This is a genomic window from Bradyrhizobium lablabi (assembly GCF_001440475.1).
In the GTDB taxonomy this organism is placed as follows: Bacteria; Pseudomonadota; Alphaproteobacteria; order Rhizobiales; family Xanthobacteraceae; genus Bradyrhizobium; species Bradyrhizobium lablabi.
Genome location: NZ_LLYB01000057.1, coordinates 41,602 through 66,805, shown reverse-complemented (window position 1 = coordinate 66,805; position 25,204 = coordinate 41,602). Strand labels below are relative to the sequence as shown.

The window sequence follows — 25,204 nt, the reverse complement described above, 5'->3', positions numbered from 1 at the left end:
CCGACCCCTCGCCGCTGTCTGAACCTCCTGGTACGGCTTCAGCACCAGATCCTTCGAAACAATCACACGCAGCGGCCAGCCTGGCCGTACCGTGATGGTCGGCTGGACATCGAGCTCACGCTCGATGAGCCGCTGACCTGCCCTATTGGTCGTCTGCTGAATGCTCTCACGAAGCGCCTTGACCAGATCGCCTTCATCATTGCCAAGCGAGAGCTGGGTCCCGACGCCAAGAAGCGTCGCCAGGCCAATCCCCTTAAGCAATTGCCAGGTATGGAAATCGACCTCATCCTCAAGACCGGCGTAACCCGCTACGTCTGTCGCCGGCAAATTCTCGATCACGATCGAATTGCCGTTCGGCAGGATGAGCCGTGTCCAAACAACGAGCGCTCGCTTTTGACCAAAAGCGACGACACTGTCGTATTTGCCGAAGAGCCGCGTCCCCTGTGGCACTAGGAGATGCTCGCCAGTCACAGTGTCGTAGATGTTTTCTGTTACCTGGGCGATCGTCGATCCCGGCAGATCGGAATTCAGACCAGTGATTAGGCTCGCCGGAATGATCGATCCCGCCATGATCGCGTAGGGCGACGGTGCAGGTGCGAGGGCGTGGGGGTTGGTGGTTTCCTTGTCGGCCTTGGAGCTAACGAAAGCGAGCTTGCGCGCCTGGGACGACGGAATGATTTCGCTAGAGCGGTCGTTCAAGCCCTGGGCCCTCGCAAGGAGGTCAGCCGTCGTCGGAGTGTTATCCGCGGGTGCCGGACGAAATGCCGATGGCTGCTCAGTGGTTATCGGCCGCTTGCGCCGGTCCTGCTTGTCGGACAGGCGAAAAAGAAGGCCCGACTCCTTGGCCTGCTGCGCAATACGGGCCTGGCGGATGCGCTCTGCCCGCTCCACATCCTGCTCCGGGTTAGCCTGGAACGGCGTTTCGGATGGGCTTGCCCCCAGTTTCTTCTCACTCTCGGCGAAAGCGCGGCCGACATCGCCAGGCGACGGTGGGCCAAGTTTTGGCGGCAAGTCCTGGTAGGATTTGGGCAGCTTGGTGAGGCCGTCAGCCGTCTGCTTGCGGTCGGTATTGTACAACTCGGTTCGTTCGGTGGGTTTGAACATCCGCGGCGGACTGAGCGCGACGATCGTCGCACCGGCGATCAACAACGCGGCGGCCGCGCAGCCAATCATGAGGGTGCGCTTGTTGAGACGGCGGATCGGCCGCGGCCGTGCCCGCAATTCCAGCCGTTCCGGTGGCACCTTGTCAGACTCCTCGGTCACGATGCGCCTCCGGTGCTGAAGATCTGTGAGACCGGGCGCGCATCGGTGCGGATGATCCGAACCGTACGCTGCGGATTCTCGCCAAGGCGAAGTTCGGCGGCGCCGAACATCCGGTCGACGATGTAGTAGGAACCTCGCACGCGATAATTGACGAGATTAGGCCGGCCATCGGCGCCGGCGATGAACAGCGGCGGCGCTTCGCCTTGGGAAAGACCCGACGGCATCTGAATGAATACCTTATGGCCATCGTCGAACGCCCGCAGCGGCCGCCACGGCGGATCGTCCCCCTCGATGCGATAACGGAAGTTCAGGCTGTCCAGCCGCACGCCGCGATCAGCAACACGTTGCTCGGTCTCCTGCGCCGCCTGGTTTTGCTTATGAAGCGCGACCAAGCTATCGGTCGGATAGGTCCAGGAGATTGAGGCCATGTAGGTTTGCTTGGTGGAGACGAGTTCGAGGTGGTAGGTGCGCCGGTCGGTCAGCACCACAAGATTGGTTTGAATGTCCGGCAGCGTCGGCTTGACCAGGATATGCACCCGCCGTGTGCTCCCCTGCCCGCTTATGGTGTCAGCGATGACCCAGCGCACCGTGTCGCCGGTCGAGACGTCGATCAGCTCTTCGGCTGGCTGAAGCACGATGGTGGAGACCTTCTCCGGGCTGGTGTAGAGCCGATAAAGGGCGCCTTCGGTCCAGGGGTAGACCTGAATGGCATTGATATAGCCTGCCCGGGTCGGCTCGATCCGCGCGGCCTTGTTGGCAGTGGCAACGGCCTGCTCCGGCGGGACCTTCTCGCCTTTCTTGCCTTTGATCGGCCAAGGCTTGAGTTGGCCAGGCAGAGGCAACACCTTGGGTACCTCGACAACCTCGACCGGCTTAGGCGGATCGGTCTCCGGAAGAGCCTTCTCAAAGCTCAACTCGTCGTACGGCGCCTCGAGATTCAATTTCGTGGCGCAGCCCCCAACTGCGAGCGCCAATGCAAGGATGCTCACCGACGCACAGCTCTTCATGGCAAAGGACATCATTTTGCGTCTCCGATCAGGTCGCGCGACCAGTTGAGGGAATGAACGTAGAGACCGAGCGGATTTTTCCGTAACGTCTCGGCGCTGGTGGGAGGTTTCAGGATGACTGTCACGACACCGGTGAAGCGCTCGGTCTTTGCCACCGCGCCGTTTTCGTAGGTGTTCTCCTTCCAGCGAATTTCGAAACTGTCACCGGACGCACGGACGACCGAGATCACGTCGGCGGTTGCGGTTTTCGCGCCGATCTTGGTGAAGGGGTCGGCTTCGCGGGCATACTCGTTAAGAGCCTGCGCCCCGCGATCAGTGACAAAGTCATACGCACGAAGCCAATTCGTTCGCACGATGACGGGGTCAATCGACAGCGAGCGGACGTTTTCGACGAAGCGCGCCAGGAAATGCGCGATCTGGGCATCGGACGGCTGGTAGGTTTCAAATGCAGGACCGACCGCGCGTACTTCCCCAAGGCGATCAACCTCGACCACATATGGCACCACGCTGGACCGGCCGATTACCGTCGAGAGCGTGAGACCCAAGACGGTTGAAAGTGCTGTAGCGGCGAGAGCAGCAAGCCGCCAGTTGCTGGCCTGGACGCGGGCCGAGCCCAGCCGTTCGTCCCAGACCTGCTGCGCCTTCTGATAGGGCGTGACCGGCTCAGGTGTATTGCCATAGCGGACCGAGGGACGGTGGTAGGGATGAGACGCCATAGCTTTAGTCCTCCCCCAGCTTGGGACCGGAAGAGTGTCCACCTTTGTCGCCTTCCTTCAGGGTCTGGCTGACAATACGTGCCGCATCCTTGATCTGCCGCCCTCGGCGGAATTGGCTGGCCAGACCCGACGGCCTGCCGCTGGATGAAGCGGTGTCTTGGCCGCCAGGCGCGTCCGATTTCACTGACTGAGAACTCTGGCGAGTGGCTGTGACATCTGCAGCCGAGCTAGCCCCACTTGCCGACGTGCCAGCAAGTGACGCAGCGGAACGGAGCGCTCCTACCGATCCACCCGCCGCCATCCGCAATCCGCCGAGCGCCATCGCACCGCCACCGATCGCGACCGCCGCCGCGCCTGCAACCGTTCCGGCGGCGGCACCCGCACCGAGTTGAGGCGCGCCCGACACCAGACCCGCCGCGATGCCTGGCCCAAAGATGCCAAGCCCGAACAAGGAAAGCGCGGCAAGCAGCAGGCTCATGGCCGAAACAATGTCGACCGGCCGGATCAGCGTTGTGGAAAGTTCACCGAAGATGGTCGATCCGATGCCGATGATGATCGCAAGCACCATCACCTTGACCCCGGATGCGATCACATTGCCGAGCGTCTTTTCCGCGAGAAAAGACGTTTTTCCCCAGAGCGCAAACGGCACCAGGATGAAACTCGCAAGCGTCGTCAGTTTAAACTCGATCAAGGTGACGAACAGCTGGACCGAGAGTACGAAGAACGCGAGCACGATCACAATCCAGCAAAACAGCAGGATCAGAATCGTCGGCAGATTGGTCAGTATGTCGAAGCCCGAGAACTGGCCGGTTTCCTCCAGCAGCGGATGCGCCGCGGTGAACCCCGTCGAGGCCACGAAGCCCGGCCGCATCAGATCCGCCGCACTGAGCGTGCCGCCGCTTGCCTTCAGCCCGATGCTTGAGAAAGAACTGAAGACGATGCCGGCAAGCGACTTGAAGTTGCCAATAATGAAGGCGAATGCCCCGACATAGAGCACCTTCTTGGCAAGCGTAACCAGGATGTGATCGTCGGCGCGCAGGCTCCACGCAAGGCCCGCAAGCGTCAAATCAATGATAACCAGCGTTGAGCTCAGAAACGCAACGTCTCCGCCGAGAATTCCGAAGCCGGAATCGATATAGCGAGAGAATGTATCGGTGAAACGGTCGATGACCGCGAGATCAGCCATGGCCCCCTCCTCTAGCGCACGCGGGTGTAAGCGCGACCGTCTCCAATGAAGCGGGTAAAGCGCTCGCGCCCGGCCTCCGCGGAGGCCTGCTGCTCGACCGCTCGCACGGCTTCGGCCCGGGCTTGCGTCGCGACCAGAGCCTGGGCCTGCAGCGATTGCTTGACCTGAAGCGCCAGCAGTTCGTTCCCAGACTGCTGGGCCTGCAGGGACCCGACGGCGCCGGAAGAATTGGCCATCAGGGTACGGAGCGTCTGCCCGTCCTGGTCGAGCGCGGAGACAATCGTCGCCTGGGTCACGAGCGTTTGCTTCAGCGCCTGGTAAGTGTTGTCCCAGCGGGCTGTCGCGTCCTGCACCATCCGGTCCGAGGATACGGCGGCGGTATACTGGCGGGGATAGAATTGCTGAAAGTCGCCCTGGGTCTTTTGAACGTCAAACGAGAGGCCCTTGGCCTGGGCGATCAGGCTGTTGATCTCGTTAATCTTCGAAGTGAGTTGGCCAACGACGCTACTCGGCAGACTCGTCAGGTTCCTGGCGCCGTTGATCAGCATCTGCGCCTCGTTTTCGAGACTCTTGATCTGATTGTTGATCTGATCCAATGCCCGCGCGGCGGTCAGAATATTCTGGCTGTAGTTCGACGGATCGAACACGACGATCTGAGCTCCAAGTCGTCGCGACCCATTCACCGCAAGGACGAGAGCTAGTCCGATTGCGAGGACACTGGTCGATATTTTTCGTGGAACGGTTTTGCCGAATAGCTTTTCAAGCATCAGATGGACTCCGGACTAGAGGATAAGGATTGCAGGCAACGCGTGAGATCACGCGTCCCTGAGATGTTCGAAGGTGCTGATCAGATTGGCGGCCCACTGAAGGTCTCGGGCGGCGAGGTAGCGTTCCGCGAATTGTCCGGGGCCGAATTTGGCGAATAGTGCTTCGATCAGGCGCTGATCCTCAGGCGATGAAGCAGCCGCAAAGGCAAGTGCAATTGGACCGAGCCCAAGCTCGAACAGACGATTGCCGGCGCGCGATTGCAGGTAATAGTCCCGCTTCGGAAAGGCTTCCGCGATCAGGCGCACTTGCGTGTCGTTAAGACCGAAACGGCGGTAGGTCTCCGACTGCGAAGGCTCGAGCGCCCGCGGGTTTGGCAAGAATATCCGGGTTGGGCAGGACTCAATGATCGCCGGCGCGATCTGGCTGTCGGCAATGTCACTGAGTGACTGGGTCGCGAAGATTACGGCAACGTTCCTCTTGCGGAGTGTCTTCAGCCATTCGCGGATGCGATCGGCGAACAACGGGTCGTCCAGAAACAACCAGGCCTCATCCAGGACCAGAAGCGTCGGCCGGCCATCAAAACGCGCTTCAAGCGCATGGAACAGGTAGGTCAGCACGGGCGCCACCAGTCCCGGCAGCGCCATCAGTTCTTCCATCTCGAACGTCAGCACATCGGCGCTGGACAAGCTGTCCGCGTCAGCATCGAGAAAGCGCCCGTAAGGGCCTTCGAGGGTGTAAGGCGTTAGCGCCTGACGCAGTGCGTCGCGTGCCAGCAGCGCCACGAGGCCGGTCATGGTGCGCTCGGCAACGGGGGCCGACCCAAGGCTCTTCAAGGCCGACCAGATCGTTTCCTTGACCTCGGGCGTGATGAGGACCCGTTCATGGGCAAGAACGCCACACAACCAATCAAGCGCCCAGAGCCGTGCTCCCTCGTCGTCGACATCCCGGAGTGGCTGGAACGCAAGTCCGCCCTTCACCCCCAACTCATACCAGGCGCCGCCGAGCGCAAGCGTTGTAGCCCGGGCCGAACGGCCCTTGTCGAAGATCACAAGCTGCGATCCTTGATAGCGGCGGAATTGAAGGGCAAGTACCGACAGAAGGACGGATTTACCGGCGCCCGTCGGGCCAACGATCAGACTGTGGCCGACATCGCCGACATGCAGCGTCAGTCGAAACGGCGTCGCGCCCTTGGTCTTGGCCAGGAGAAGCGGCGGTCCATCCAGATGTTCGCAGCGCGCCTCGCCTGCCCATACGGAAGATAAAGGACACATATGGGCAAGGTTGAGGGTATGGACGATCGGCTGACGTAGGTTCGCATAAGCCTGCCCCGGCAGACTGCCGAGCCAGGCTTCCACCGCGTTGACGTTCTCCCGGATGGTGGTGAAACCACGGCTATTGATGGCTCGTTCCACCGCGCGAATCTTTTCGTCGGCTGCGTAGGAGTCCTCGTCGTGAACCGTGACCGTCGTCGTGATGTATCCGAACGCCACGAGGTCGTCGCCGAGTTCCTGGAGCGCTGCATCCGCGTCCACCGCCTTGTTGTCCGCATCCGTGTCAAGCAAGGCTGCCTGCTCGTTGAACATCACCTCCTTCAGGATGGCGCCCAGGGATTTGCGCTTGGCGAACCATTGCCGCCGATAGCGGGACAGTGCTGCTTGGGCTTGCGTCCGGTCGAGCGGCAGAAAGCGCGTGGCCCACCGGTAAGCGACGCCAAGCCGGTTCAAATCGTCGAGCACCCCCGGAAACGTGACGGCCGGAAAGCCCAGAACGGTCACGGTGCGGAGGTGGCTGCGGCCGATCGCTGGCGAGAGACCGCCGGTCAGCGGCTCATCACACAGGAATGCGTCGAGATAGGCCGGGATCTCGGGAACACTGACGGGATGCCGCTTTGTCGAGACACAGCTGTGCAGATAGGTCAGTGTGTCCTTGTCGTCGAGCGGGGCGATTTCCGGCAGAACCGACGAGAGCAGATCGATGGCCCTATCGGTCTCCTGAATGAAGCGCTGGAGATGCTCCTGGTACCCGCCTCGCCGCGCTGCGCGTTCCGGCGGTTGACCGCTGCCTGAGCTATCACGTCCTGGCGCATTGTGGTCCGTCACGTGGTGCGAGCGAGCGGCGCGCCCTCTCCGAAATAAGCGAGACAGCGGGTTCGAGCCGACCGTTTGAGTGCCCGGATTCTCCAGAAACAGAGCCTCCAGCCTTGAGACCCGCTCGACCGGCGGCAGATACATGAATGTGAGATGCGAGATGCTCTCAAAATGTTGCGCGCCGTGACGTGAGGAGCCGCTCCATGCCGTATCAACGATCCCCTCAAAGGACGCGCGTCGCTCCTCGTCGACCAGCCAGGACACCGCATCGGGAAATTGCGACCGGGGGTAATCCGAGGCCGGTATGCGGGTGGCGTCGAAGAACAGCGCCCAACCTGAGCCAAATCTTTTCAGGACATTGTTGACACGGGATGCGGCGCTCATCAGTTCCGCTTCGGTCGCGCTGTCGAGATCTGGACCGCGGTAACGGACTATGCGCTGGAAACTGCCGTCCTTGTTCAGGACAATTCCGGGCGCAATCAGACAGGCCCAGGGCAGCCAATCGGCCAGCCGATGTGCGTGGGAACGGAATTCGCGCAGATTCAGCATGCGAGCCATCCCTTGTGCTTGGTGTGGCGGACAGCGACTTCGACAAAGGAAGGATCGCGCTTGGCAAGCCAGACGGCAATGCCGTGCCCGACGATCCAGAGCACGAGCCCCGCGAGCCAGAGCCTTAAGCCGAGCGCGAGCACAGCCGAAAGCGTGCCAAGCAGGATCGCGGCGGCGCGCGGGGCGCCTCCGATCAAAATCGGCTCGGTCAGCGAGCGGTGAAGGACAAGTTCAAAGCCGTCGCGCCGCATCAGATCAGCGCTCCGCCGCCGAACGAGAAGAACGACAGAAAAAACGAGCTGGCCGCAAAGGCGATGGACAGGCCGAACACGACCTGGACCATCTTTCGGAAGCCGCCGGACGTGTCGCCAAAGGCGAGCGAGATCCCCGTCACCGTGATGATGATGACAGCTACGATCTTTGCGACCGGCCCCTGCACGGATTCGAGAATACGCTGGAGCGGCGCCTCCCACGGCATGCCAGAGCCCGCGGCCCAAGCGGCCGACGCCGTCAGCAACGTAACCATGGCGCCGGCGCCGAGGTCGACAATGACGGGCTGGGCAACGTAGCGAAGCCGTCCAAGGCAACCACCCGCAGCTGAGACTTGCAGTCTGAACGTCATGAACTCTCTCCAGGTCTTGACCAGGGATGATTGACGGGGGTCGGCAGCTCGGGCGGTATCTCCAGGACGTAGTCGCCTGAACGATCGAGGCCCTTGACCTCAACGGCCGTTTCGATGCGGCGTCCGGGGCCCCGTCCCTTGATGAACACGACGAGATCGATCGCCTCTGCGATCAGCCGGCGGGGAACGGTCGTTACCGCTTCCTGGATCAGTTGCTCGATCCGATAGAGCGCCGCGCGCGCGGAGTTGGCGTGCACGGTTGCGATTCCACCGGGATGGCCGGTGTTCCATGCTTTCAGCATGTCGAGGGCTTCCCCTCCCCGGACCTCACCGACGACAATCCGGTCGGGGCGCAGCCGAAGGGTCGAGCGCACGAGATCGGCTAGCGTTGCGACACCAGGCTTGGTCCGCAGCGCGACCGCGTCCTTGGCGTCGCATCTGAGTTCGCGGGTGTCCTCGATGATGACCAAGCGCTGGTCGAGACCCGCGACTTCGGCCAGGAGCGCATTGGCGAGCGTGGTCTTGCCCGAGCCGGTCCCACCAGCGACCAGAATGTTGCGCCCCTCCGCAACCGCTTCGCTGAGGATCTTTGCCATGGCGGGCGAGGCGATCTGCGCTCTGACATAGTCCGACAAACGGAACGTGGTTGTTGCGGGCTTGCGAATGGCAAAGCAGGCCGCGAGCGCCACCGGTGGCAACAGCCCCTCGAAACGCTCGCCGGTTTCGGGGAGTTCGGCGGAAACGATGGGAGACGACCCGCTGGCCTCGGCGCGGACGTGGCTTGCAACGAGACGGATGATCCGCTCCGCTTCGTGCGGCGTCAGGATCACGCCGGTGTCGGCCCGCCCGGAACCGTGGCGATCAAGCCATAGCCGGCCGTCGGGATTGACCAGAATTTCCACAACGTCCGGTTCATCGAGCGCCAATGCGATAGCCGGGCCCATGGCGGTGCGCAGCATGTTGCGGCGGCGCTCACGGGTCTCGGGCGAGAGGAGATCAGACATTGCCGACCTCCTCTCGTCCTTCCGGAGGATGCTCCGGCGGCTCACCCGTTGCGTCAGTTGCACGGGAATTGGTTTGGTCTCCTGCCGTCGGCTGGCCCAACGGTGTTCCCTCCTCGAGATTCCGGAGGAACAGATCCGGATTGGACGAACTGACGCGCTCCATCACGTCGGCGACGAGCTTTCCGCCCGAAGCGACACGTTTGCCGATCTGGGCAACGAACATCTCGAAGCGTTCGCGCCCCAAGGCGCGCGCGGCGTTCTGGTCACCTGACGGCAATGGCGGCGTGATGGTGAGGTAGTAGCGGACAAATAGAGCAATGGTTTCCGCCGTGATCGAAAGATCGCGATCCATCCGATCGAGCTGCCGGCTCATACGATCGAGGCGCCGCACCAGGGCTGCATCGCCGCTCTGATCGCGCTCCGGGTTGAGAAAGCGATCGAGCGCTGCGTCAACAATTGCTGACTTGTTGGTTCCTGGCCGGTCGGCTGCCTGCGTGAGCCGCTTGGCGACATGATCGGAGAGATAGACGGACAGTTTCGGTTTCATGGCTCGGTCCATCAAAAAGCTGGAAGCAGGTCATCGTCGTCGCGCGTCACCGCATGGGCGCGGCGAACCGTTGCCGACTGGCTGGCGGCCTGCTGCATCTGGCTGCGATCGGAGGCCGCGTCGGAATCGTCATCAAAGAGGCGTTCCTCTCCTAGCGGCCCCTCGCCGACGCTATGCGCAGGCTCGTCGAATAAGGTCAGTTGCTGCTTGAGCCCGCCCTGTTCTTCGGAGTCCTGCATCAGATCGCGGAACGGAAGCGTCGCCAGCCGGATATCCAGCTGCCGGAGCTGGTCCCGCCAATCATGGGTTCTCGCGGGTGGGCGATCGGCGTATAGGCCGCTATCAAGCCGTGGCGTCGGAAGCAGCCGCCAGATGAAGTTTGCGTCCTCATAGTGCCGCAGCTTTTTGGCGCGGACAGGTGCAAGGCCAGACACGAGAACGATTGCCTCATCCTGGGGGAGCTGCATCACCTCGCCCGGCGTCAGTAGCGGCCGCGCCGTCTCCTGCCGGCTGACCATAACGTGCCCGAGCCAAGGCGCGAGCCGATGGCCGGCGTAGTTGCGTTGCGCCCGCAGTTCCGTGGCGGTGCCGAGTGCATCCGAGATGCGCTTGGCCGTACGCTCATCATTGGCGGCGAACGCAATCCGCACGTGGCAATTGTCGAGGATGGCGTTGTTCTCGCCATAGGCCTTGACGATCTGATTGAGCGACTGCGCGATCAGGTAGGCGCGGATGCCGTAGCCCGCCATGAACGCCAGCGCGCTCTCGAAGAAATCCAGCCGCCCCAGTGCAGGAAACTCGTCGAGCATCATCAGGAGCTGTCGCTGCCTCGGCGCCCCGTCATTCGTGTTCAGCGTTTCGGTAAGGCGGCGGCCGATCTGATTGAGGACCAGCCTGATCAAGGGTTTGGTGCGGCTGATGTCGGAAGGCGGCACCACGAGGTAGAGCGTGACCGGCCTGTCGGCGGCAACGAGGTCAGCGATCCGCCAGTCGCAGGCCTCGGTGTTGCGGCCGATGGTCGGATCTCGATAAAGCCCAAGAAAACTTACCGCGGTCGACAGCACGCCGGAGCGTTCATTCTCGGACTTGTTGAGCAGTTCCCGCGCGGTCGCCGCGACCACGGGATGAACCTTCGGTGCGTCCGCCGTGCCAATATGGTTGGTCGCCATCATGATCCGCAATGTCTTCTCGAACGACTGGGCGGGGTCGGCGAGGATTTCGGTGACGCGGGTGAGAGTCTTATTCTCTTCGGCGTAGAGAACGTGAAGGATCACGCCGACCAGCAGTGCGTGGCTGGTCTTTTCCCAATGGGTACGGCGTTCGAGCGCTCCTTCAGGATCAACCAGGATGTCGGCGATGTTCTGAACGTCCCGGACTTCGGCAGCGCCCTTGCGCACCTCAAGCAGCGGATTGTACCGGGCGCTCCGGGTGTCGGTCGGATCGAACAACAAGCAATGCGAGAAGCGCGACCGCCAACCGGCTGTCAGGTGCCAGTTCTCGCCCTTGATGTCGTGAACCACGGCCGACGAGGTCCAGGAGAGCAAGGTCGGCAGCACAAGACCGACACCTTTGCCCGAGCGCGTCGGCGCAAAGCACATCACATGTTCTGGGCCTTCATGTCGGAGGTAGTCGCCGTCGACGCGACCGAGCAAAACGCCTTTGGCCTGGAACAGGCCGGCGTCAGCGATCTCCTTCTGTGTCGCCCAACGCGCCGAGCCGTAGGTCGTGACCAACTGATTTTGTCGGGCGCGCCAGACCGAATTGACGACCGCAAACAGCGCGCCCGCAATTCCCCCGCCGGCAGAAATAGCGCCGGCGCGCTCGAATATCTCGGGTGCGTACGCTTCGTAGGCGTACCACCACTCGAACAGCCGCCATGGCAGATAGACCGGATAGCCCGACAGCGTGAACCAGGGCGAGCCAAGACCGTCCTGATAGCCGAGCGCGCTGGCCGTCCACTGCGTCGCGCCCCACGTCGAGGTGACGACAATGCCGAAGACGACGGCGATCTGTCCCAGGTAGATTTTTGCCGGAAACATTCTCTGCCCCACTCACATCGCGACGTGAACGGGGCGATGAAAAGGACGAGAACGATGCGCATTCAATCGAAATAAAAAATGCGCTCCGCCACGAAATCTTCGTTGATCAAAACTGCTGAGAGGAGAACAGTCGTAGTCCGATTTCGGCGTAGATGGGCAAACGGCTCAATAGAATGTGAGCGGTTTGACGAATTTGGAGCTAGCTGCAGAGCGGCACGAAGCAGGACAAACCGGCGCGCGGCTGCCCCAGGCTGACCGCGATTCGGTGCATTACGACGTCAAGCGATCACTTGATCTGGGCTCGCCACAGGTGCGAATGCTTCCGATCCGTCGCTGCAACGCGACGTTATACTATTTCCGCGAAATTAGTATAAATCGGCAGCCTGACGCTCTCCGCGCCGCCCCCAGTGCCCTGCAGAGTCAGCAAAATCTCTATCAAGGACATCTGTTCACGGTATAAAAATACCGAGGCGCGTGTTGTCCAAGTTGACAAAGTTGCCTAGGATACCCACATTGCGGACGGAGGATATGATGGCACACAAGGTCCAATCCAAGCCGCCCTCCCTTGCGGCCAAAAAACCAGTCGAGCCAACCGGCACGATGACGATGCTCATGCTGTCGGGCGCGGTGCTGAAGGGCGCTCAGCTTCCTGCCGGAGCCGAGGTCGCAATCGTATCGCAAAAGCCCGGAACGGTAAGAAAGATCCGGGATCGATTTAAGGGCAACCTGCGCACCGTTTGGAAGATCCACGCGGCTGCCCTTTCCGCGACTTCCAGCAAGCGGGAAGCTGTAATCAATCAGGCAGCGTATGAGCCGGATGCCCGATCGCTCGCAATCCTCGAGGGTGTCCGTATTGCGCAGGAAGATTTGCGCGAGGCCGGTGGCGCTTACGATCTCGATCAGGTCAGAACCTTGATGCACGGCGTATCGCGTCAGGCGATCGACAAGCGCGTGCAGGAAGGCAGCCTGCTCGCCGTCCCTGGACCGAGCAACCGGCGCAGCTATCCTACCTTGCAATTCAATTCGGACGGGACCGTGGTTGACGGTCTCAAAGCGGTCAGCGAGGCACTTCCAACCCGCAATCCCTGGACGGTCCTGAACTTCCTTGCACAGCCCGACGATCGGCTATCTGGCCGGAAGCCGATCGATGTCCTTAAGGAGGGTAACGTCAACCAGGTCGTTGAGGCCGCTCAACGTATTGGCCAGCAGGGAGCGTGAGCGCGCCGCTTCCGCCATCGGATCTGGCCTCACGCAAACCGGAACTGATCAAACTGCCAGCCGGCACAATCATTCACCGGTTTTACACCAGCGGATATGAGCCGATTTTTTTCGATCCCGGCCTGTCCGGCCGCCTGAATGCGCCCGACGGCAGCTACGGGGTGCTGTACTGCGCCAAAGAGCCTTCCGGTGCATTTGCTGAGACGTTTTTGCGCACACCAGGCCGGAGATTAATTGATGCTGACATGCTACGTCGCAAGGCCTATGTCCGCTTGAGCATCCGAGCAGAACTCAACCTGATCAGGCTTGCCGGTCCTGGCCTCGCAATCGTCGGCGCAACAGCCGAGGTCGTCCATGGTGGCCTCCCCTATGATGCTCCGCAGGCTTGGTCAAAAGCCCTGTTCAGCCACCCCGTCGGTGCGGATGGCATCGCCTATCATGCACGACATGACGACGAGGCACTCTGCTACGCGGTATTCGACCGTGCCGGAGCGGCCATTAGCGAAACTGGAAGAGAAACGGATCTTGATCAGGACTGGTTCTGGCGGCTTGCGCTAAAATACCGTGTCGGAATGGCGCCTCCCTAGCAAAATACTCGCCATCAATTCTGCAGCACTCCGGGCAAACCCAGCTCCACCAGGAAGACCCTTGTCCCGGCGCCGATGAGCTGGCCGCACATACCCGACCGAGCTTTGGGTTCACGCACGCCAAAAGTATTCCACAGGTCTGTAGCCGCGTGCGCTGCACACCAATGGCCAAACAACCTATAAGTGTGACATAGTCCTGCATTGCGCGCCGGGGGGCCGAGTTTGGTTGGGGGCATTTTTTGCAAACGATCATCATTCTATTCGTGTTGACGCTCGGCTTGACGCTGACACTGAAGCTTTTCGTGACACCGAAATATGGCACGGATGTCGCAAACCGCTTCCTCGAACGCCTGAAATACATTCCTTCGCAAACCGAAGTGCTGAGCGCGATCACCCTTCGCCGTTGGCTCGCCGACAAGGCAAACGACAGTGCAATTCGCGGCTACATTTATCCGGTACTGTTCCCAATCGATATTCTTTTTCTGCTTGCACTTGGCCTTCTCCTCGGATTCGCATCTGCCGCGTTGGCCGGCGGACTCGGATTCCTGTCCAACGTTCCTCACTGGATCTGGTGGGTTTTGCCTGCCGCCTACATGGCGTCCGATCTGGTGGAAGACACCATCATCGCAGCAATCTTCAAGTCACGCATCGCGCTGACAGAGAATTCGTTCCGATTGTTGAGCGCCCTCACCGCCATCAAGCTCTCCACGGTTACCTCGGCGATCGCTCAGGTAGTGTTTCTCGGGGCACTGAATGGGCTTTTGATTTTGTTTCCCGCAAGCAAGCCGTTTTGAACTGCATGTCCGGGATCGACGCTCCCGGACAGATACATATTTCCGATATTCTGCGCGGCTCTCCGAAATGTGTCGTTTGAAAATTGATTAACACCAGTTCGCTTGGAGGCACCATGGCCAAAAAGATCATCCTGCTTTCTGACGGCACGGGCAATGCGGCCGGCAAGGTCTGGCGAACCAATGTGTGGCGGATATTTCAAGCGATCGAGCTCAAGGGCCCAGAACAGATCGCCATTTACGATGATGGCGTTGGCACATCGTCTTTCAAGCCGCTCGCCATTCTGGGCGGTGTTTTCGGATGGGGTCTCAAACGCAACGTTCTCAACCTCTACAAATTCCTTTGCCGGAATTATCAGCCGGGCGACCAAATCTATGCGTTCGGGTTCAGCCGTGGCGCGTTCACGATCCGCATCGTAGTCGGCCTTGTCCTGAATCAGGGGCTTGTCAAGTTTGCGAATGAAGACGAACTCGACAAGAAGGCCCGGGCGGCCTACCGGGCCTACGGCCACGACAAGTATCCAGCATGGAATTTGCAATACCCGTTCCGGCTTGCCTGGTTCTGGTGGGACAAGCTCTTCTACAAATCGTGCGAGAGACCCGTCGAGTCCATCGAATTCGTTGGCGTCTGGGATACGGTTGCGGCCTACGGCCTTCCCATCGACGAGATGACGCGGGGTGTCAACGAATGGCTTTGGCCGCTGGAATTGCCGAACAAGGATTTCAATACAAAGATCCGCAAGGCTCGGCACGCTCTGGCGATTGATGACGAGCGCGCGACATTCCATCCGGTTCTGTGGAACGAGAACTGCGGCAATACCGTTCCCAGCGGCACCAGCAGGCCAACGAGCGAGGAGCAACTGCTTCAAGTCTGGTTCGCAGGCGTACACTCCAACGTCGGTGGTGGCTATCCCGACGACTCCCTCGCCAACATCTCCCTTGCCTGGATGATGTCGGAAGCCAAAGCAGCCGGATTAACATTCAAGGATCTGCCTGACGCCGAGCCGGACGCCTTGCTGAGCACCGACTCCGCAAAGGACAAGGATGGCCGGCTGTACGACTCCAGAAGCGGCCTTGGCGGCTATTACCGATATAGCCCCCGGAAAATATCAGACTTTTATGACGCGATGCCGGACACCATGGGTCCGGACGGCAAGCCCTGCAGAAGGCCTGTCCCGAAAATCCATGAGGCGGTGTTCGGCCGGATAAAGACGGGCGCGCATTTCTATGCGCCGATCGGCTTTCCGACCAACTACGAGGTCGTTAAGTCGACCGACGCGACCGTCAACTACGCCGCCACCGGCCCGACGATATCGAACGTTGCTTCAACCATCGAGCCAAACGACGCAAAGATTGCAGAAGGCGCAGAGGCGACCAAGCGGCATGCCGCACAGGAGGATATCTGGGACATCGTCTGGCGCAAACGGGCGATCTACTTCCTCTTGGTCTTCGTTACCGGCTACCTGTTGCTTTATCCGGTGCTGCGAGACAGCTATGCCTTTCAGGAGCTCCGGACGCCGCTTCGCATGGTCTCCGACACGATCCGGCTACTCGGATCGGTGCTTCCAGGTCTCGCCTCCCGCTGGATCGATGCCTATGCGCGAGATCCGGCATGGTTTCTCGTATGGGCCTTCCTCGTCGGGTTTCTGACATGGATAAGCGCGCGTCTCGCTGGATCAATCAATGACCGAATGCGGATCTTGTGGACGACGTATTTGCCGGCGAGCAATAAGCCGGCAGAGCCCAGGCCACCGCTTGTCGCCTCTCATACACAGAGCGTGATTTTTGTCGGCGTCATCGCTTACCTGCTTTTGTATCCATATCTCAGCCACCTGGGCTGGTTGAGACGGCTGGCTCTGCCCGGAACCACCAACGACTTGCTGCTTGCCAATCTGGTGCAGCCTGTGCCCTCCGTGCTTGTGGCGTTCCTTGTCATTTATTTTCTGCATCGAAAGCTGGTCAGAAAACTTCGGCAGTGGTGGATCTATCAAGCGATCTTGCATGGATTCAAATACGGGATTTTTCCTGCCGTATCGGCGGCCGGGCTGCTTTACTTGGTCGTCGCGCTTGGCAGCCATTACCATTTCGCGCTCCGAGACTCCTTTGGCGAATTCTGTACCGCAACACCTGGCGTGGACGCTCGTCATGCGGGCTTTAAGAACGNTCGGCGGAAAGCAGCAGGCGGAACTTGTCTTCGATACTTCGCCCGAGGCGGTNCAACAAGCCGAGCAATCTTTGCGTCTCTACCGGCGTGTTCGTCGAAACCGGCGCTAGGTACCGCGTGGTCTTCAAGCGGTTGCCAGAAGTCGAGACCGATCCGCCTTCCGGCAAATGGACCTTCTTTGGAGAGGAATCCTATATGGGCGGCCAACCAGTCTCCCGCCTGAGCTCAGTCAAATCCATTGCGATGACGCTTCTGTTCCCATTTCGCCGGAGCTTGGACCGGCCGTGGGCCAATATCATTCTCCGGATCGGCTCGATGGGCAATGAAGAGGATTTTCTTGACCGCGCGCCGCCGAAGCAAAGCGATGACTTTCAGACGCGCGAGACCGAGTTCACGGTACCCGACAAGCCCGAAACCCTCGCCGAGGAACTCAAACCGAAGCGGGATGGCGAGCTGTTTGTCTATCTCAACAAGCCGGTCCTTGGGCTATGGGGATACCAATCGTGGCTCAGCGAGCTAATCGGCAACACGGGGCGTGCCAAAATAACGATCGAAAAACTCTAACGACGACCACCGGAGGCCAGGCCAATCATCGTCCTAGCCCGCGCTTCACCCCGATTGACCACGAGATGCCCTCACCGCCGACGACGCCGGTGACGCTCTGGCCTGCGGCGCGTTCTAGCACAGGCCGCCATGGTACGAGCCTGAAATCGCGCGCACGCTCGATCAGCGCGAAGCGGCCGCTGTTAAGCGTCAGCACGCGGCGATAGGTGCCTGTGATCCGGTCGCCCGGTTTGGTCTCGGCGTAATCGAGCCCGGTCTCGCGCATCATGCGTGCGCCGACCTCGGCTAGTTCTCGCCGCTCCAGCGTTTGGAGCAGATTGCGCGCGTAAGCGATCCGTCCGCCCTGCTCGCGCGCAAGGCCTTGCTCCAGTAGCCACTGCCGTCGCAAACGAAGCGCGCCCTCGAACTCTGATCCAAGTCCCGTCGATGGGATGACCTCCGGTGATCTGGCAATGAGTTGCTTGTCGAGCCAGGTCGCGCCAGGCGCGCCGGGCAATTCGTCAAGGCGCTGCCAGGATAGCACGGTGATCCGCGCCGGGCTGCGCGATCGCTGCGCACCCTCAAACTGACCTGCGCGTTCGAGGTGATCCGCACCAACCGACCAGTCGCCGCTACTTGAGCGCTCGACCAGGCCTTGCCGCCGCATCGCTTCCAGCCGGCGGACATGCGCCTGAATGTACTCCCCGGAGGCCCTCGGATCGAACTCTCGATGCAGTTCGGTGCTGTAGACGCCACGGTTGCGGCCGGCGACGTTCGCGATGGTTCGGTCAACGTCGCGCAGGCTGACGTCGCGCGCGCGGACCTCGACGATCGTATTTCGGATCAAGGGTTCGTCTGCGGCTTGCCGGACTCCGAGATCGACGTAATGCGTTCGCCCATCGATCCCATCCACGATCACGTACCGTCGGTCGTGCAACTCGTCGGAGACCCCTTCCGCGACCAGCCGCCCGATCACCCGCGTGGCGTCGCCCTCCCCGTCGAAGATCATATGGTCGCCGGCCGCACGGTGGATTCCTGCGGCGGTCAGATCGCGATGCATCGTCTTGATAATGTCGCCGCGCTCGCCCATCCGCCGCAGCACCGGCTCCATCTCCGGCATGACCCGCCAGACGCCGGGCGCGGTTTCCTCCGCCAGGCCCATCTGCTCCAGCGTTCGCAGCCGCCCCATGCGCATGGCGTGCCGCGGCCGATCGCGTTCTGGTTTGGCGGCAAGCCTCAAAGTTCCTCCATTCAAGTCCTGCAGGATGGCTCGATCGAGCCGGGTGAACCGCTCGGCGCCGACCTCGTTTTCAAGTTTGCGCAATGCCTCCAGCTCGCTCTCAGGTCCCAACTCGCGCGTGATAAGCTCGCTGGCGCGTGCGCGGATGCCATGGGCGATGTAATCGCGCGCGATCACAAGATCCTTGCCCTGCTCGTCCTTGCCGCGCACCACGATATGGCTGTGGGGGTGACCGGTGTTGAAATGATCAACCGCCACCCAATCAAGCCGCGTGCCGAGGTCGGCCTCCATCTGCCGCATTAAGTCACGCACGAACGGCTTGAGATCGGCGAGCTCAGTGCTGTCTTCCGGGGCGACGATGAACCGGAACTGGTGGCGGTCTTGCTCTCCCCGCTCCGCGAATGCCTTGCCGTCGGCCTGATTACTGCCGGCATCATACAACTCGCCAGGATCCCCTTCGCGGGTGACGCCGTCGCGTTGGACGTAGCGGAGATGCGCCCTGACGGCGCCGTTGTCGCCCGCCTTGATGCGGACAATGCGCGCCTTGATGACCACCCGGCGCGCCCCCGCCGAACGCGGACTCGCTGACACCGTTCCCTGGGCATGCCCACGACCGATCCGCGAGCCAATAAATGCCGAGCCTCGGCGCGTCCGTCGCGCGCCAAGTTTTGCGACGATATTGCGCACGCGTTTGACGTAACTTGTGGACTTGCGGCCGCGGCGGTTACCGATCCGTCCGAGCCTGATCCTGAATTCATCGTCGGTATCCGACATCGCCACTCTCCGCCTTCGCGCCGGAGTATGTGCGTGCTCGCCCGCCTTGCCGCAAGACGCAGACGTATTTGGTCAATCACCAAGGCGCGGCTGCCTCGTTGGCGACAATGCCGTTACCGCTGGCGACAAATCCTGGATGTGCAGACAACGACTTGGGCGCATTCAGGCGCCAGTGCTTTTATCTTGCCCTCCCGTTGACTTTTAGCTCCCGGTCGCTGGTTCCCAGGGCCCAACTTCCAAGCCAACAGACTCTCGGTACTCGCGGCGATTTGCGACAAAATGCAGTTCGGTCATTGCGGTGGATCCTCCAATAGCGCCTGCCCCAACGCATCGGCTGGTGGCCGATTCATTGCGAAAGAGCCACCGCGACTTGGCAGTTGACTTGCGAAGCCCCACTGTTTGCGAGCGTTTGCGATAGCGATCGTTACCCGAAGGGCCGAGACACCCGTAGGGTGGCTCGGTGAGGAGCGAAGCGACGAGTAGAGCGCGGGCCGAAGGCATCGCCCGTATGCCATCAGCACGTTATTATCGCACTCCTCCGCGAACTCTTGCCTCGTGAGCGAGGGTCCTTCAGTAGCAAACCCGAAAGTCTTAGCTTCATGATCGTGTTGCAGCAATTCGAATGCAAACCGGATGTCCGTCACGGGGTGTCACGAGCTGCCCGATGTGCAGCCGCCGGACGCTTACGACTTATAAAAAGTTGTTTCCCAACAATGCGTCAATTCGAAGTTGAGTTATGATTGCCTGGAATAGTTTTGACCCCGGCCTTCGCATCGATGGGGCGCAGGAAGCGCAAATAGAGAACCTGTTGAGGGACGATTTCGGCTACGGTCTTCGCCCGAAATCGGCTCAACAGACCAACTGCATTGTCCTCGAGATCCCGCACCGGTCTCGCCTTTCTAGGACAACCTACTCCCATAATCGCGAAGATGGCTGGCCAGATAAATGTTGAAGAATATTTCCAATGCAGAGCCAACGGATGGCGTTTCATCTTCAATTCCCAAACTACAATTGAAGCCCTCAACAACCGGCGCGGCGGCCTATCCAGACAACGAAATGATCGGTGCGGAGATCGGTTTCATCCGACGAAAACAACTCTGTGCGACTAGGCCCCGCCGTCGCGAGCCGTCAATTCTGAAGCAATGAACTGGAGTGTGACACATGAAGATCGCGCCATCCATCCTCGGTGCATTGATGGCGTTTGTTGCGACAGCAGCAATGGCGCAAAGCCCGGCCACTCCGAAAAAACCTCCCCCGCCCTCCGAGAACGTACCTGCGCTTGGCAAGTCCAAGTCGGTCGGGATGTGCGTCGGCTGCGAAAAGCCGTTCGATTTCCCAGCCCACAAGCAGTTACTGGAAGGGCTGGCGGATAATCCCTATATCGGCGAGCTTCGCATGGCGCTCTATGTCCAGGATATCCGCCACCAATTCGAGTCCAAGGCCCATTTCGATAACTGCCATTTTGAGGGGGCCCAGACCTATCTTATGTCCCTGATCGAGGAAGCCGGCCGCCATGCCAGCGATGCACTGGCAGCCAAAAACAGAGGCGATACCGGCGCTATGACCAGCGCGGCCAAGGCCGCATTCTTTTCGCCGGGCCAGGCTTTGCATGCCGTGCAGGACTTCTACGCCCACACCAATTACGCCGAGCTACAGGCTCCGAAAGTAAAGGAGGCCGGCGAAATCCCCGTAATCGCGCCCTGGCGCAAGGCCGATCAGGACAAGATCGCCGATTTACGGAAGGCAGGTCTCGTCTCGGGATACGTATTCTGGGGGTTTCCGCAAGACTGCCCTGCGGGCACGATTTCGCATCGCAACCTTGCGAAGGATTCGGCCGATACTGTTAGCGGCAAACGCCTCATTCCTCACCTGAACAATCTTAGCCAATTTCGCTTGGCAGTCTTTTTGGCCCGTCAGGCGTCCCTTCAACTGATGGAGGATGCGTTCCAGCGCTGGCCGGTCCTGAAGGAACTCAACGGTCCCAATGTAGCGTTCGAAATCCTGCTCGATCGCCGGGGATTGTGAGATGTGTTTGAAAGCCTTTTCCGCTGCCACGGTGTCGTTGTGCCTGCTTGCTCTTGGGGCTCTCGCGAGCGCCCAAGATGCCAGCTCCGCCCCAAAAATCCCGTCGTGCCGCCTGGACAGCTCGAAGAACGCAATCCTACAAGCGACCCTCAAACGGGCGATCGGAGCTTACGCGGCTATGGGCAAACAGTTGCCGGTCAGCAAGGTCGCGATAAACCCTGTCTCACCTTCTGCCGACCCACAAACGCTGGACGTCTATGTTGTGCTCGACGCCCCAAAGGGCGCTACCGACGCTGGCGGATGCGCCACCAGGACACCCGGCGAGGCAGACGCCGTCGACCCGTTGAGCGTTCTCGGCGGGTGCGTCGTCGCGGCCGTTGATCGGCCGGAGATGCGCTGCTCATCGAGCGCGGTACAGGTTTTTGCCAAAGCCGGGCGTAGCGAGGAGCGGGAAAGCATTGCCTTGCTCTACGTCGTTGCCCACGAACTCGGGCATCTCAAGCAAAGGCGTCTTGGAGAGTATGCAGGGCGTGTCGAACAAATTGATCTTGGCACGGCGCCATCGGCCAGGATTGACGCCTTGCGGGAAGCTTGCGACCCGGTTTCATTGAAGGTTGAGGAGGAAACCGATGCGATGTCCTTTGACGTTCTGGTGAAGCTTGTCGGAGAAGCCCCGTACCGTGAACCGATCTTGTCAGAGCGAGGTTCGGTTTATTCAAACATCGACCAGCTGGCGCTGGCGTCCAATGGTTGGCAGCTTCTCAACGCGAGGCGCGATTTTGTTAGTAAGCCCAAGGTTCATCCGTCGTTCGAACCTCAGAATTTCCCGACCCCTGACAAAGAGATTGAGAAGAACGCCAAAACATTTGTCTGTGCGGCTTTAAAAGGAAAGAAGGGAACGATCTATTATCCTGGGCGCTCGATCTCACATCCGCCGATGGAACAGCGGCTTCAGCGTATGGCGGAGAAGCTCAAACCGGTGGCCGAGGGCCTTCCAACCAAACCCGGTGACCCGAATTTCAAGCCTGTTGCAATCCTGCAAGGTGACCTTGGACCGATCCTCACGTTCATCTATCGCGAAACCGGCGTCTATATGAAGTCGCTTCAGAACAAGATTTGCACACGGCTGAATGGACCGCGGCCCGATGCCGGTTGCACATGAGCAGCGCGCCTATCAACCGGGATTCCAGGTCCAGAGCGGCTTGGCAACGCCTACAATGTCGCACCGCATCACCGGCCCGAAATATCTCGAATCGAACGACAGCGGATGCGGCTGCAGCAGGAAGAACTCCCCATCAACCAGCCTCATACATCCTTCCCAGGCCGGCAGCGGCCGTCCGTCGCGCCCCTTTTCGAAAGTCTCGGCGACCACCTTTCCGTTTATGGAAAGCACCCCGCCCGACTCGTTGGAACGGCACACTTCGTCGCCTCCGACCGCTGCGATCTGCTTGATGAGCGGGACGGAAGGCGGCAGGATTCCGCGGGAGACCAGCATCAATCCAATCAGCGGCGGCGGCTCGATCACCGCGGTTTCGCCGCGCACGGGCAATCTGCGCTCGACGCGATAGAATCCGAACGGCGCGCTGCCCGAGGCGTTGTAGACGATGAGCGGCGGATGGGGCGCCAGCGCTACGATTGTCAAAACCATTGATACAGAAATAACCGCCAGGACCACCACTTTCCCGCGCAAACGAGCAAATCTAGCGGTCATCGGAGGTCGACCTCCGCTTTGTTGCGTTCGAATAATCGACGAGGTCTTCGATGTGGTAGCGAACGTATCGGCCGTGCTTGCGATAGATCGGCCCGGTACCGTTGACCCGCATTTTCTCAAGCGTGTTCTTGGTCAGCCGCAGCCAGGCGGCGGCCTCTTTGGTATTAAGGAACGGCTTCTCGCCGTCTTTCGCATCGTCTCCGGCCATCGCCAAAGCTCCACCATTGCGCCTCGCCGGATGCGAGCGCGAGCGGCAACCTCGTCAAAAGAGAGCACAGAGGCGAGTGTCGGAAGCAGCATGGCAGACAATCGCCACCCCGCGAGGGGCAACGCGGTCCAATCAGGTGAGAAGATCGCGGTAACCGCCGCCCATCAACTCGTGGCCTTTAGCGACCAGGCGCCGGGTCCGATCTTTCAGGAATTGGCTTGCACCACCCCATTCTTCAGCGACGCGCTTTTCGCCAAAGATCGCGATTGCGATCTGCCGATAGGTCTTTCCCGCCATGCTTGCGTCAAGCGCGACGAGTGCGTGATAGAGGCGCTCATCATTGGCAAATGACGAGCCGCCATCGCTCCTAGGCGGAGGCTTCATGAACCGCTGTAGGGTTTTGAGACGCTCAGTCTGGCCATTAAGATCGTCCAGTCCGTCGAGCTCAAAGACTATCCGGGATGGTCTCGTCAGGGGTGTAGCATCATGAAGTTCAACGGCCACGTGGCTGCCTTGTCCCTTCAACATTACTACAGGAATGCCATCGACGCCGATGGCTGCCGAACGGCTGACTTGAAAGGCAGCAAGCGGTGAAGTTGCCGCTTCATCGCGATGATCCGGCTTCACGTAGCGGGCGCGAACGAGGCGCCGACTGGTCGATGGAAGCCAGAAGACCGGCGTTTCGCTGGCCGTCTTGGATGGGTTAGTGAAGGCGTAAAGCCCCCATCGTTCGGCACGCGGATAGCGCCGCCGCAGCCGCAAGACTTGGGTGCCGTCGCATAAGGTGACGTATGGAAGCTGTCTTGGGACGGAGGCACGCCAGTCGGTGGCATAGTCCTGGTTTCGGCGTAGGAACTCCCAGGCCCAGTCGCTCGGACCGTAGGGCCCCACAGTATGAGGCGTTGCGCGTATCTCCGGCGCAGTCGCGCCAGGACTTTCACGGTTCAAACAATGCCCCCAAAGGCCGGTTGTGACCAGCGGCATGATCCGAAGGGATTGAGGCGTGAAAGTGGCCCCTGCGCAGTGCGAGAGGATCGCTTATCAAGACCAGGAAGAGGTGTGGTCTGCGCCACCGGACGGCCGTCCAGGCAGTCGGTTGATGCCCATGCGCAGAGATCGCCCCGCACCATGGTGAGAACAGGAACGAGGATTCGTGTGAGCCTTCTGGTTGGGACCTCGGGTCGCCTTGGGAATCCGCCGGCATCGCTTGCGTCGCCTATGGCCCGATAATGTTTGCTATTGGTTCGAACGGTCAAGTGGCGCGCAGACCAGCGCGACTGCGCCAGGCTCTACGGCGTTGATTGCCATGGTCCTTGCCGTGTTCGATATGCAGCACCTGCTTTACGATTTTACTGTAATCTAGATGTCGCACTTGCCGATTCCTGGCTTGTGTGATCCGTTGTCAAAACGTTTGGAGAGCAAGATGGCTAAGAAAGCGAAGAAGGCCAAGAAGGTCACCAAGAAGAAAGCCAAAAAGAAGAAGTAGTTCGTCGACGAGACTGGTCCCGCCATCCGGCTAGCATCCAAGCCAACGGCGTCCTCCTGAAACGGCGCCTGCGTTTTGCTTCCGCAAAGGAACCATGCCGGCAAATGATGAAACCGGACCTTTGTGCAAGTGATGGCTATTGTACAAAGGTCCGGTTTTTCGTCGGAAGAACAGGTCAAAAGCCGGTCGAGCAGATCAGCGATGCATCGAACGGACATGATTGAGTTGCTTTAAGGAGAGCCGATCAAGAGAGGCGGCAGAATCCGGGCTAACAATACTATGGTGCCGGCGAGTGCGGAGGAGCCGACGATGATGTGCGCCGCGCATGTCCCTTTCAAACGCAGATCGGCATCGATCGCGGCATGGAATGAGTTTGGCATCGGCTGGCCCTCTTGTGATGCGCGGCTCCCGGGTTGCCTCGGAGCTATAACCCGAGTCGCAAGGCGGGTGAGCCGATCAAATCTGGCTTGAGCCAATTGACTCTTTTTGCGACTCGCCAACCCGCGAAATCGGCGCGGAAGTGGCTAAGGCGTCCGAATCAGGCACCGCAGCTGCCGGTAAACAAAAGCTTAACAAACCCCCGTCAGGGCCGATTTGCCTGGACCTGGCCAGATTGTAAGTCCCGAGCGACAACGGCCGTAAAACGCGGCAATAACCTCGCTCTAGTTA

General features: G+C 60.4%; 22 protein-coding genes and 1 pseudogene. 6 read left to right on the top strand and 17 right to left on the bottom strand.

The features are described 5' to 3' along the window. The 11 genes from CQ14_RS11055 to CQ14_RS11005 form a co-directional block, all read right to left on the bottom strand. Positions 1-1,263, bottom strand: a 1,263-nt coding sequence (locus CQ14_RS11055; RefSeq protein WP_156434913.1) for a TraB/TrbI/VirB10 family type IV secretion system protein, incomplete at its 3' end; no start/stop codon positions are given. Beyond that, positions 1,260-2,285, bottom strand: a complete 1,026-nt coding sequence (gene trbG / locus CQ14_RS11050; protein WP_082649816.1) for a P-type conjugative transfer protein TrbG — start codon at positions 2,283-2,285, stop codon at positions 1,260-1,262. The genes trbG and CQ14_RS11055, both read right to left, overlap by 4 nt. Then, entirely contained in the window at positions 2,282-2,986 is a 705-nt protein-coding gene (gene trbF, locus CQ14_RS11045; RefSeq protein ID WP_057857934.1) for a conjugal transfer protein TrbF, read from the bottom strand. The genes trbG and trbF overlap by 4 nt, the downstream gene beginning before the upstream one ends. 4 nt (positions 2,987-2,990) lie before the next feature. After that, positions 2,991-4,172 carry a P-type conjugative transfer protein TrbL gene (gene trbL / locus CQ14_RS11040; protein ID WP_057857933.1) on the bottom strand — a complete coding sequence of 394 codons (1,182 nt, stop codon included), beginning with the start codon at positions 4,170-4,172 and terminating at the stop codon, positions 2,991-2,993. Between the two features lie 11 nt (positions 4,173-4,183). Continuing rightward, positions 4,184-4,939, bottom strand: a complete 756-nt coding sequence (gene trbJ / locus CQ14_RS11035) for a P-type conjugative transfer protein TrbJ (protein ID WP_057857932.1) — start codon at positions 4,937-4,939, stop codon at positions 4,184-4,186. A gap of 48 nt (positions 4,940-4,987) precedes the next feature. After that, on the bottom strand, positions 4,988-7,576 hold the full coding sequence (gene trbE / locus CQ14_RS11030; RefSeq protein WP_057857931.1) for a conjugal transfer protein TrbE: 2,589 nt from the start codon (positions 7,574-7,576) through the stop codon (positions 4,988-4,990). Beyond that, entirely contained in the window at positions 7,570-7,827 is a 258-nt protein-coding gene (locus CQ14_RS11025) for a VirB3 family type IV secretion system protein (protein ID WP_057857930.1), read from the bottom strand. The genes trbE and CQ14_RS11025 overlap by 7 nt, the downstream gene beginning before the upstream one ends. Continuing rightward, positions 7,827-8,102 (bottom strand): TrbC/VirB2 family type IV secretion system protein, encoded by a 276-nt coding sequence (locus CQ14_RS11020; RefSeq protein ID WP_057858106.1) that lies wholly within the window; start codon positions 8,100-8,102, stop codon positions 7,827-7,829. Before CQ14_RS11020 ends, CQ14_RS11025 begins: the two co-directional genes overlap by 1 nt. A 92-nt stretch (positions 8,103-8,194) precedes the next feature. Then, the gene (gene trbB / locus CQ14_RS11015; protein ID WP_057857929.1) at positions 8,195-9,202 is read right to left on the bottom strand and encodes a P-type conjugative transfer ATPase TrbB; all 1,008 of its coding nucleotides are present in this window, start codon (positions 9,200-9,202) and stop codon (positions 8,195-8,197) included. Next, on the bottom strand, positions 9,195-9,749 hold the full coding sequence (locus CQ14_RS11010) for a CopG family transcriptional regulator (protein WP_156434881.1): 555 nt from the start codon (positions 9,747-9,749) through the stop codon (positions 9,195-9,197). Before CQ14_RS11010 ends, trbB begins: the two co-directional genes overlap by 8 nt. A gap of 11 nt (positions 9,750-9,760) precedes the next feature. Then, positions 9,761-11,788, bottom strand: a complete 2,028-nt coding sequence (locus CQ14_RS11005) for a conjugal transfer protein TraG (RefSeq protein ID WP_057857927.1) — start codon at positions 11,786-11,788, stop codon at positions 9,761-9,763. A gap of 531 nt (positions 11,789-12,319) precedes the next feature. On the opposite strand from CQ14_RS11005, the gene CQ14_RS11000 reads away from it, so the two are divergent. The 4 genes and pseudogenes from CQ14_RS11000 to CQ14_RS48205 all read left to right on the top strand — a co-directional run. Then, the gene (locus CQ14_RS11000; RefSeq protein ID WP_245320292.1) at positions 12,320-13,006 is read left to right on the top strand and encodes a hypothetical protein; all 687 of its coding nucleotides are present in this window, start codon (positions 12,320-12,322) and stop codon (positions 13,004-13,006) included. Further along, positions 13,003-13,593 (top strand): RES family NAD+ phosphorylase, encoded by a 591-nt coding sequence (locus CQ14_RS10995; RefSeq protein ID WP_057857926.1) that lies wholly within the window; start codon positions 13,003-13,005, stop codon positions 13,591-13,593. The genes CQ14_RS11000 and CQ14_RS10995 overlap by 4 nt, the downstream gene beginning before the upstream one ends. 239 nt (positions 13,594-13,832) lie before the next feature. Continuing rightward, positions 13,833-14,387: a hypothetical protein gene (locus CQ14_RS10990; RefSeq protein WP_057857925.1), complete on the top strand. Its 555-nt coding sequence runs from the start codon at positions 13,833-13,835 to the stop codon at positions 14,385-14,387. A gap of 113 nt (positions 14,388-14,500) precedes the next feature. After that, positions 14,501-16,547 (top strand): annotated as a pseudogene (locus CQ14_RS48205) (T6SS phospholipase effector Tle1-like catalytic domain-containing protein); the annotation flags it as partial. A gap of 590 nt (positions 16,548-17,137) precedes the next feature. Here CQ14_RS48205 and rlxS read toward each other — a convergent pair. After that, positions 17,138-19,105: a relaxase/mobilization nuclease RlxS gene (rlxS, locus tag CQ14_RS10975; protein ID WP_057857922.1), complete on the bottom strand. Its 1,968-nt coding sequence runs from the start codon at positions 19,103-19,105 to the stop codon at positions 17,138-17,140. A 718-nt stretch (positions 19,106-19,823) separates the two neighbouring features. Continuing rightward, entirely contained in the window at positions 19,824-20,096 is a 273-nt protein-coding gene (locus tag CQ14_RS43490) for a hypothetical protein (RefSeq protein WP_156434879.1), read from the bottom strand. A gap of 170 nt (positions 20,097-20,266) precedes the next feature. Here CQ14_RS43490 and CQ14_RS10970 point away from each other — a divergent pair, with 170 nt between their 5' ends. After that, the gene (locus CQ14_RS10970; protein ID WP_057857921.1) at positions 20,267-21,130 is read left to right on the top strand and encodes a hypothetical protein; all 864 of its coding nucleotides are present in this window, start codon (positions 20,267-20,269) and stop codon (positions 21,128-21,130) included. Between the two features lies 1 nt (position 21,131). Next, positions 21,132-22,292, top strand: coding sequence for a hypothetical protein (locus CQ14_RS10965; protein ID WP_057857920.1), 1,161 nt, complete (start codon positions 21,132-21,134; stop codon positions 22,290-22,292). Positions 22,293-22,304: 12 nt separating this feature from the next. Here the strand turns inward: CQ14_RS10965 and CQ14_RS10960 are convergent, their stop codons facing one another. The 4 genes from CQ14_RS10960 to CQ14_RS10945 all read right to left on the bottom strand — a co-directional run bounded on the left by CQ14_RS10960 (position 22,305) and on the right by CQ14_RS10945 (position 24,753). Next, positions 22,305-22,808: a S26 family signal peptidase gene (locus tag CQ14_RS10960; RefSeq protein WP_199805505.1), complete on the bottom strand. Its 504-nt coding sequence runs from the start codon at positions 22,806-22,808 to the stop codon at positions 22,305-22,307. 22 nt (positions 22,809-22,830) lie between these two features. Next, positions 22,831-23,049, bottom strand: coding sequence for a helix-turn-helix domain-containing protein (locus CQ14_RS10955; protein WP_057857918.1), 219 nt, complete (start codon positions 23,047-23,049; stop codon positions 22,831-22,833). Between the two features lie 132 nt (positions 23,050-23,181). Next, positions 23,182-24,033 carry a DUF2285 domain-containing protein gene (locus CQ14_RS42135; protein WP_082649815.1) on the bottom strand — a complete coding sequence of 284 codons (852 nt, stop codon included), beginning with the start codon at positions 24,031-24,033 and terminating at the stop codon, positions 23,182-23,184. A gap of 375 nt (positions 24,034-24,408) precedes the next feature. Beyond that, complete coding sequence (locus CQ14_RS10945) at positions 24,409-24,753, bottom strand: hypothetical protein (protein WP_057857916.1); 345 nt, start codon at positions 24,751-24,753, stop codon at positions 24,409-24,411. Positions 24,754-25,204: the final 451 nt, after the last annotated feature.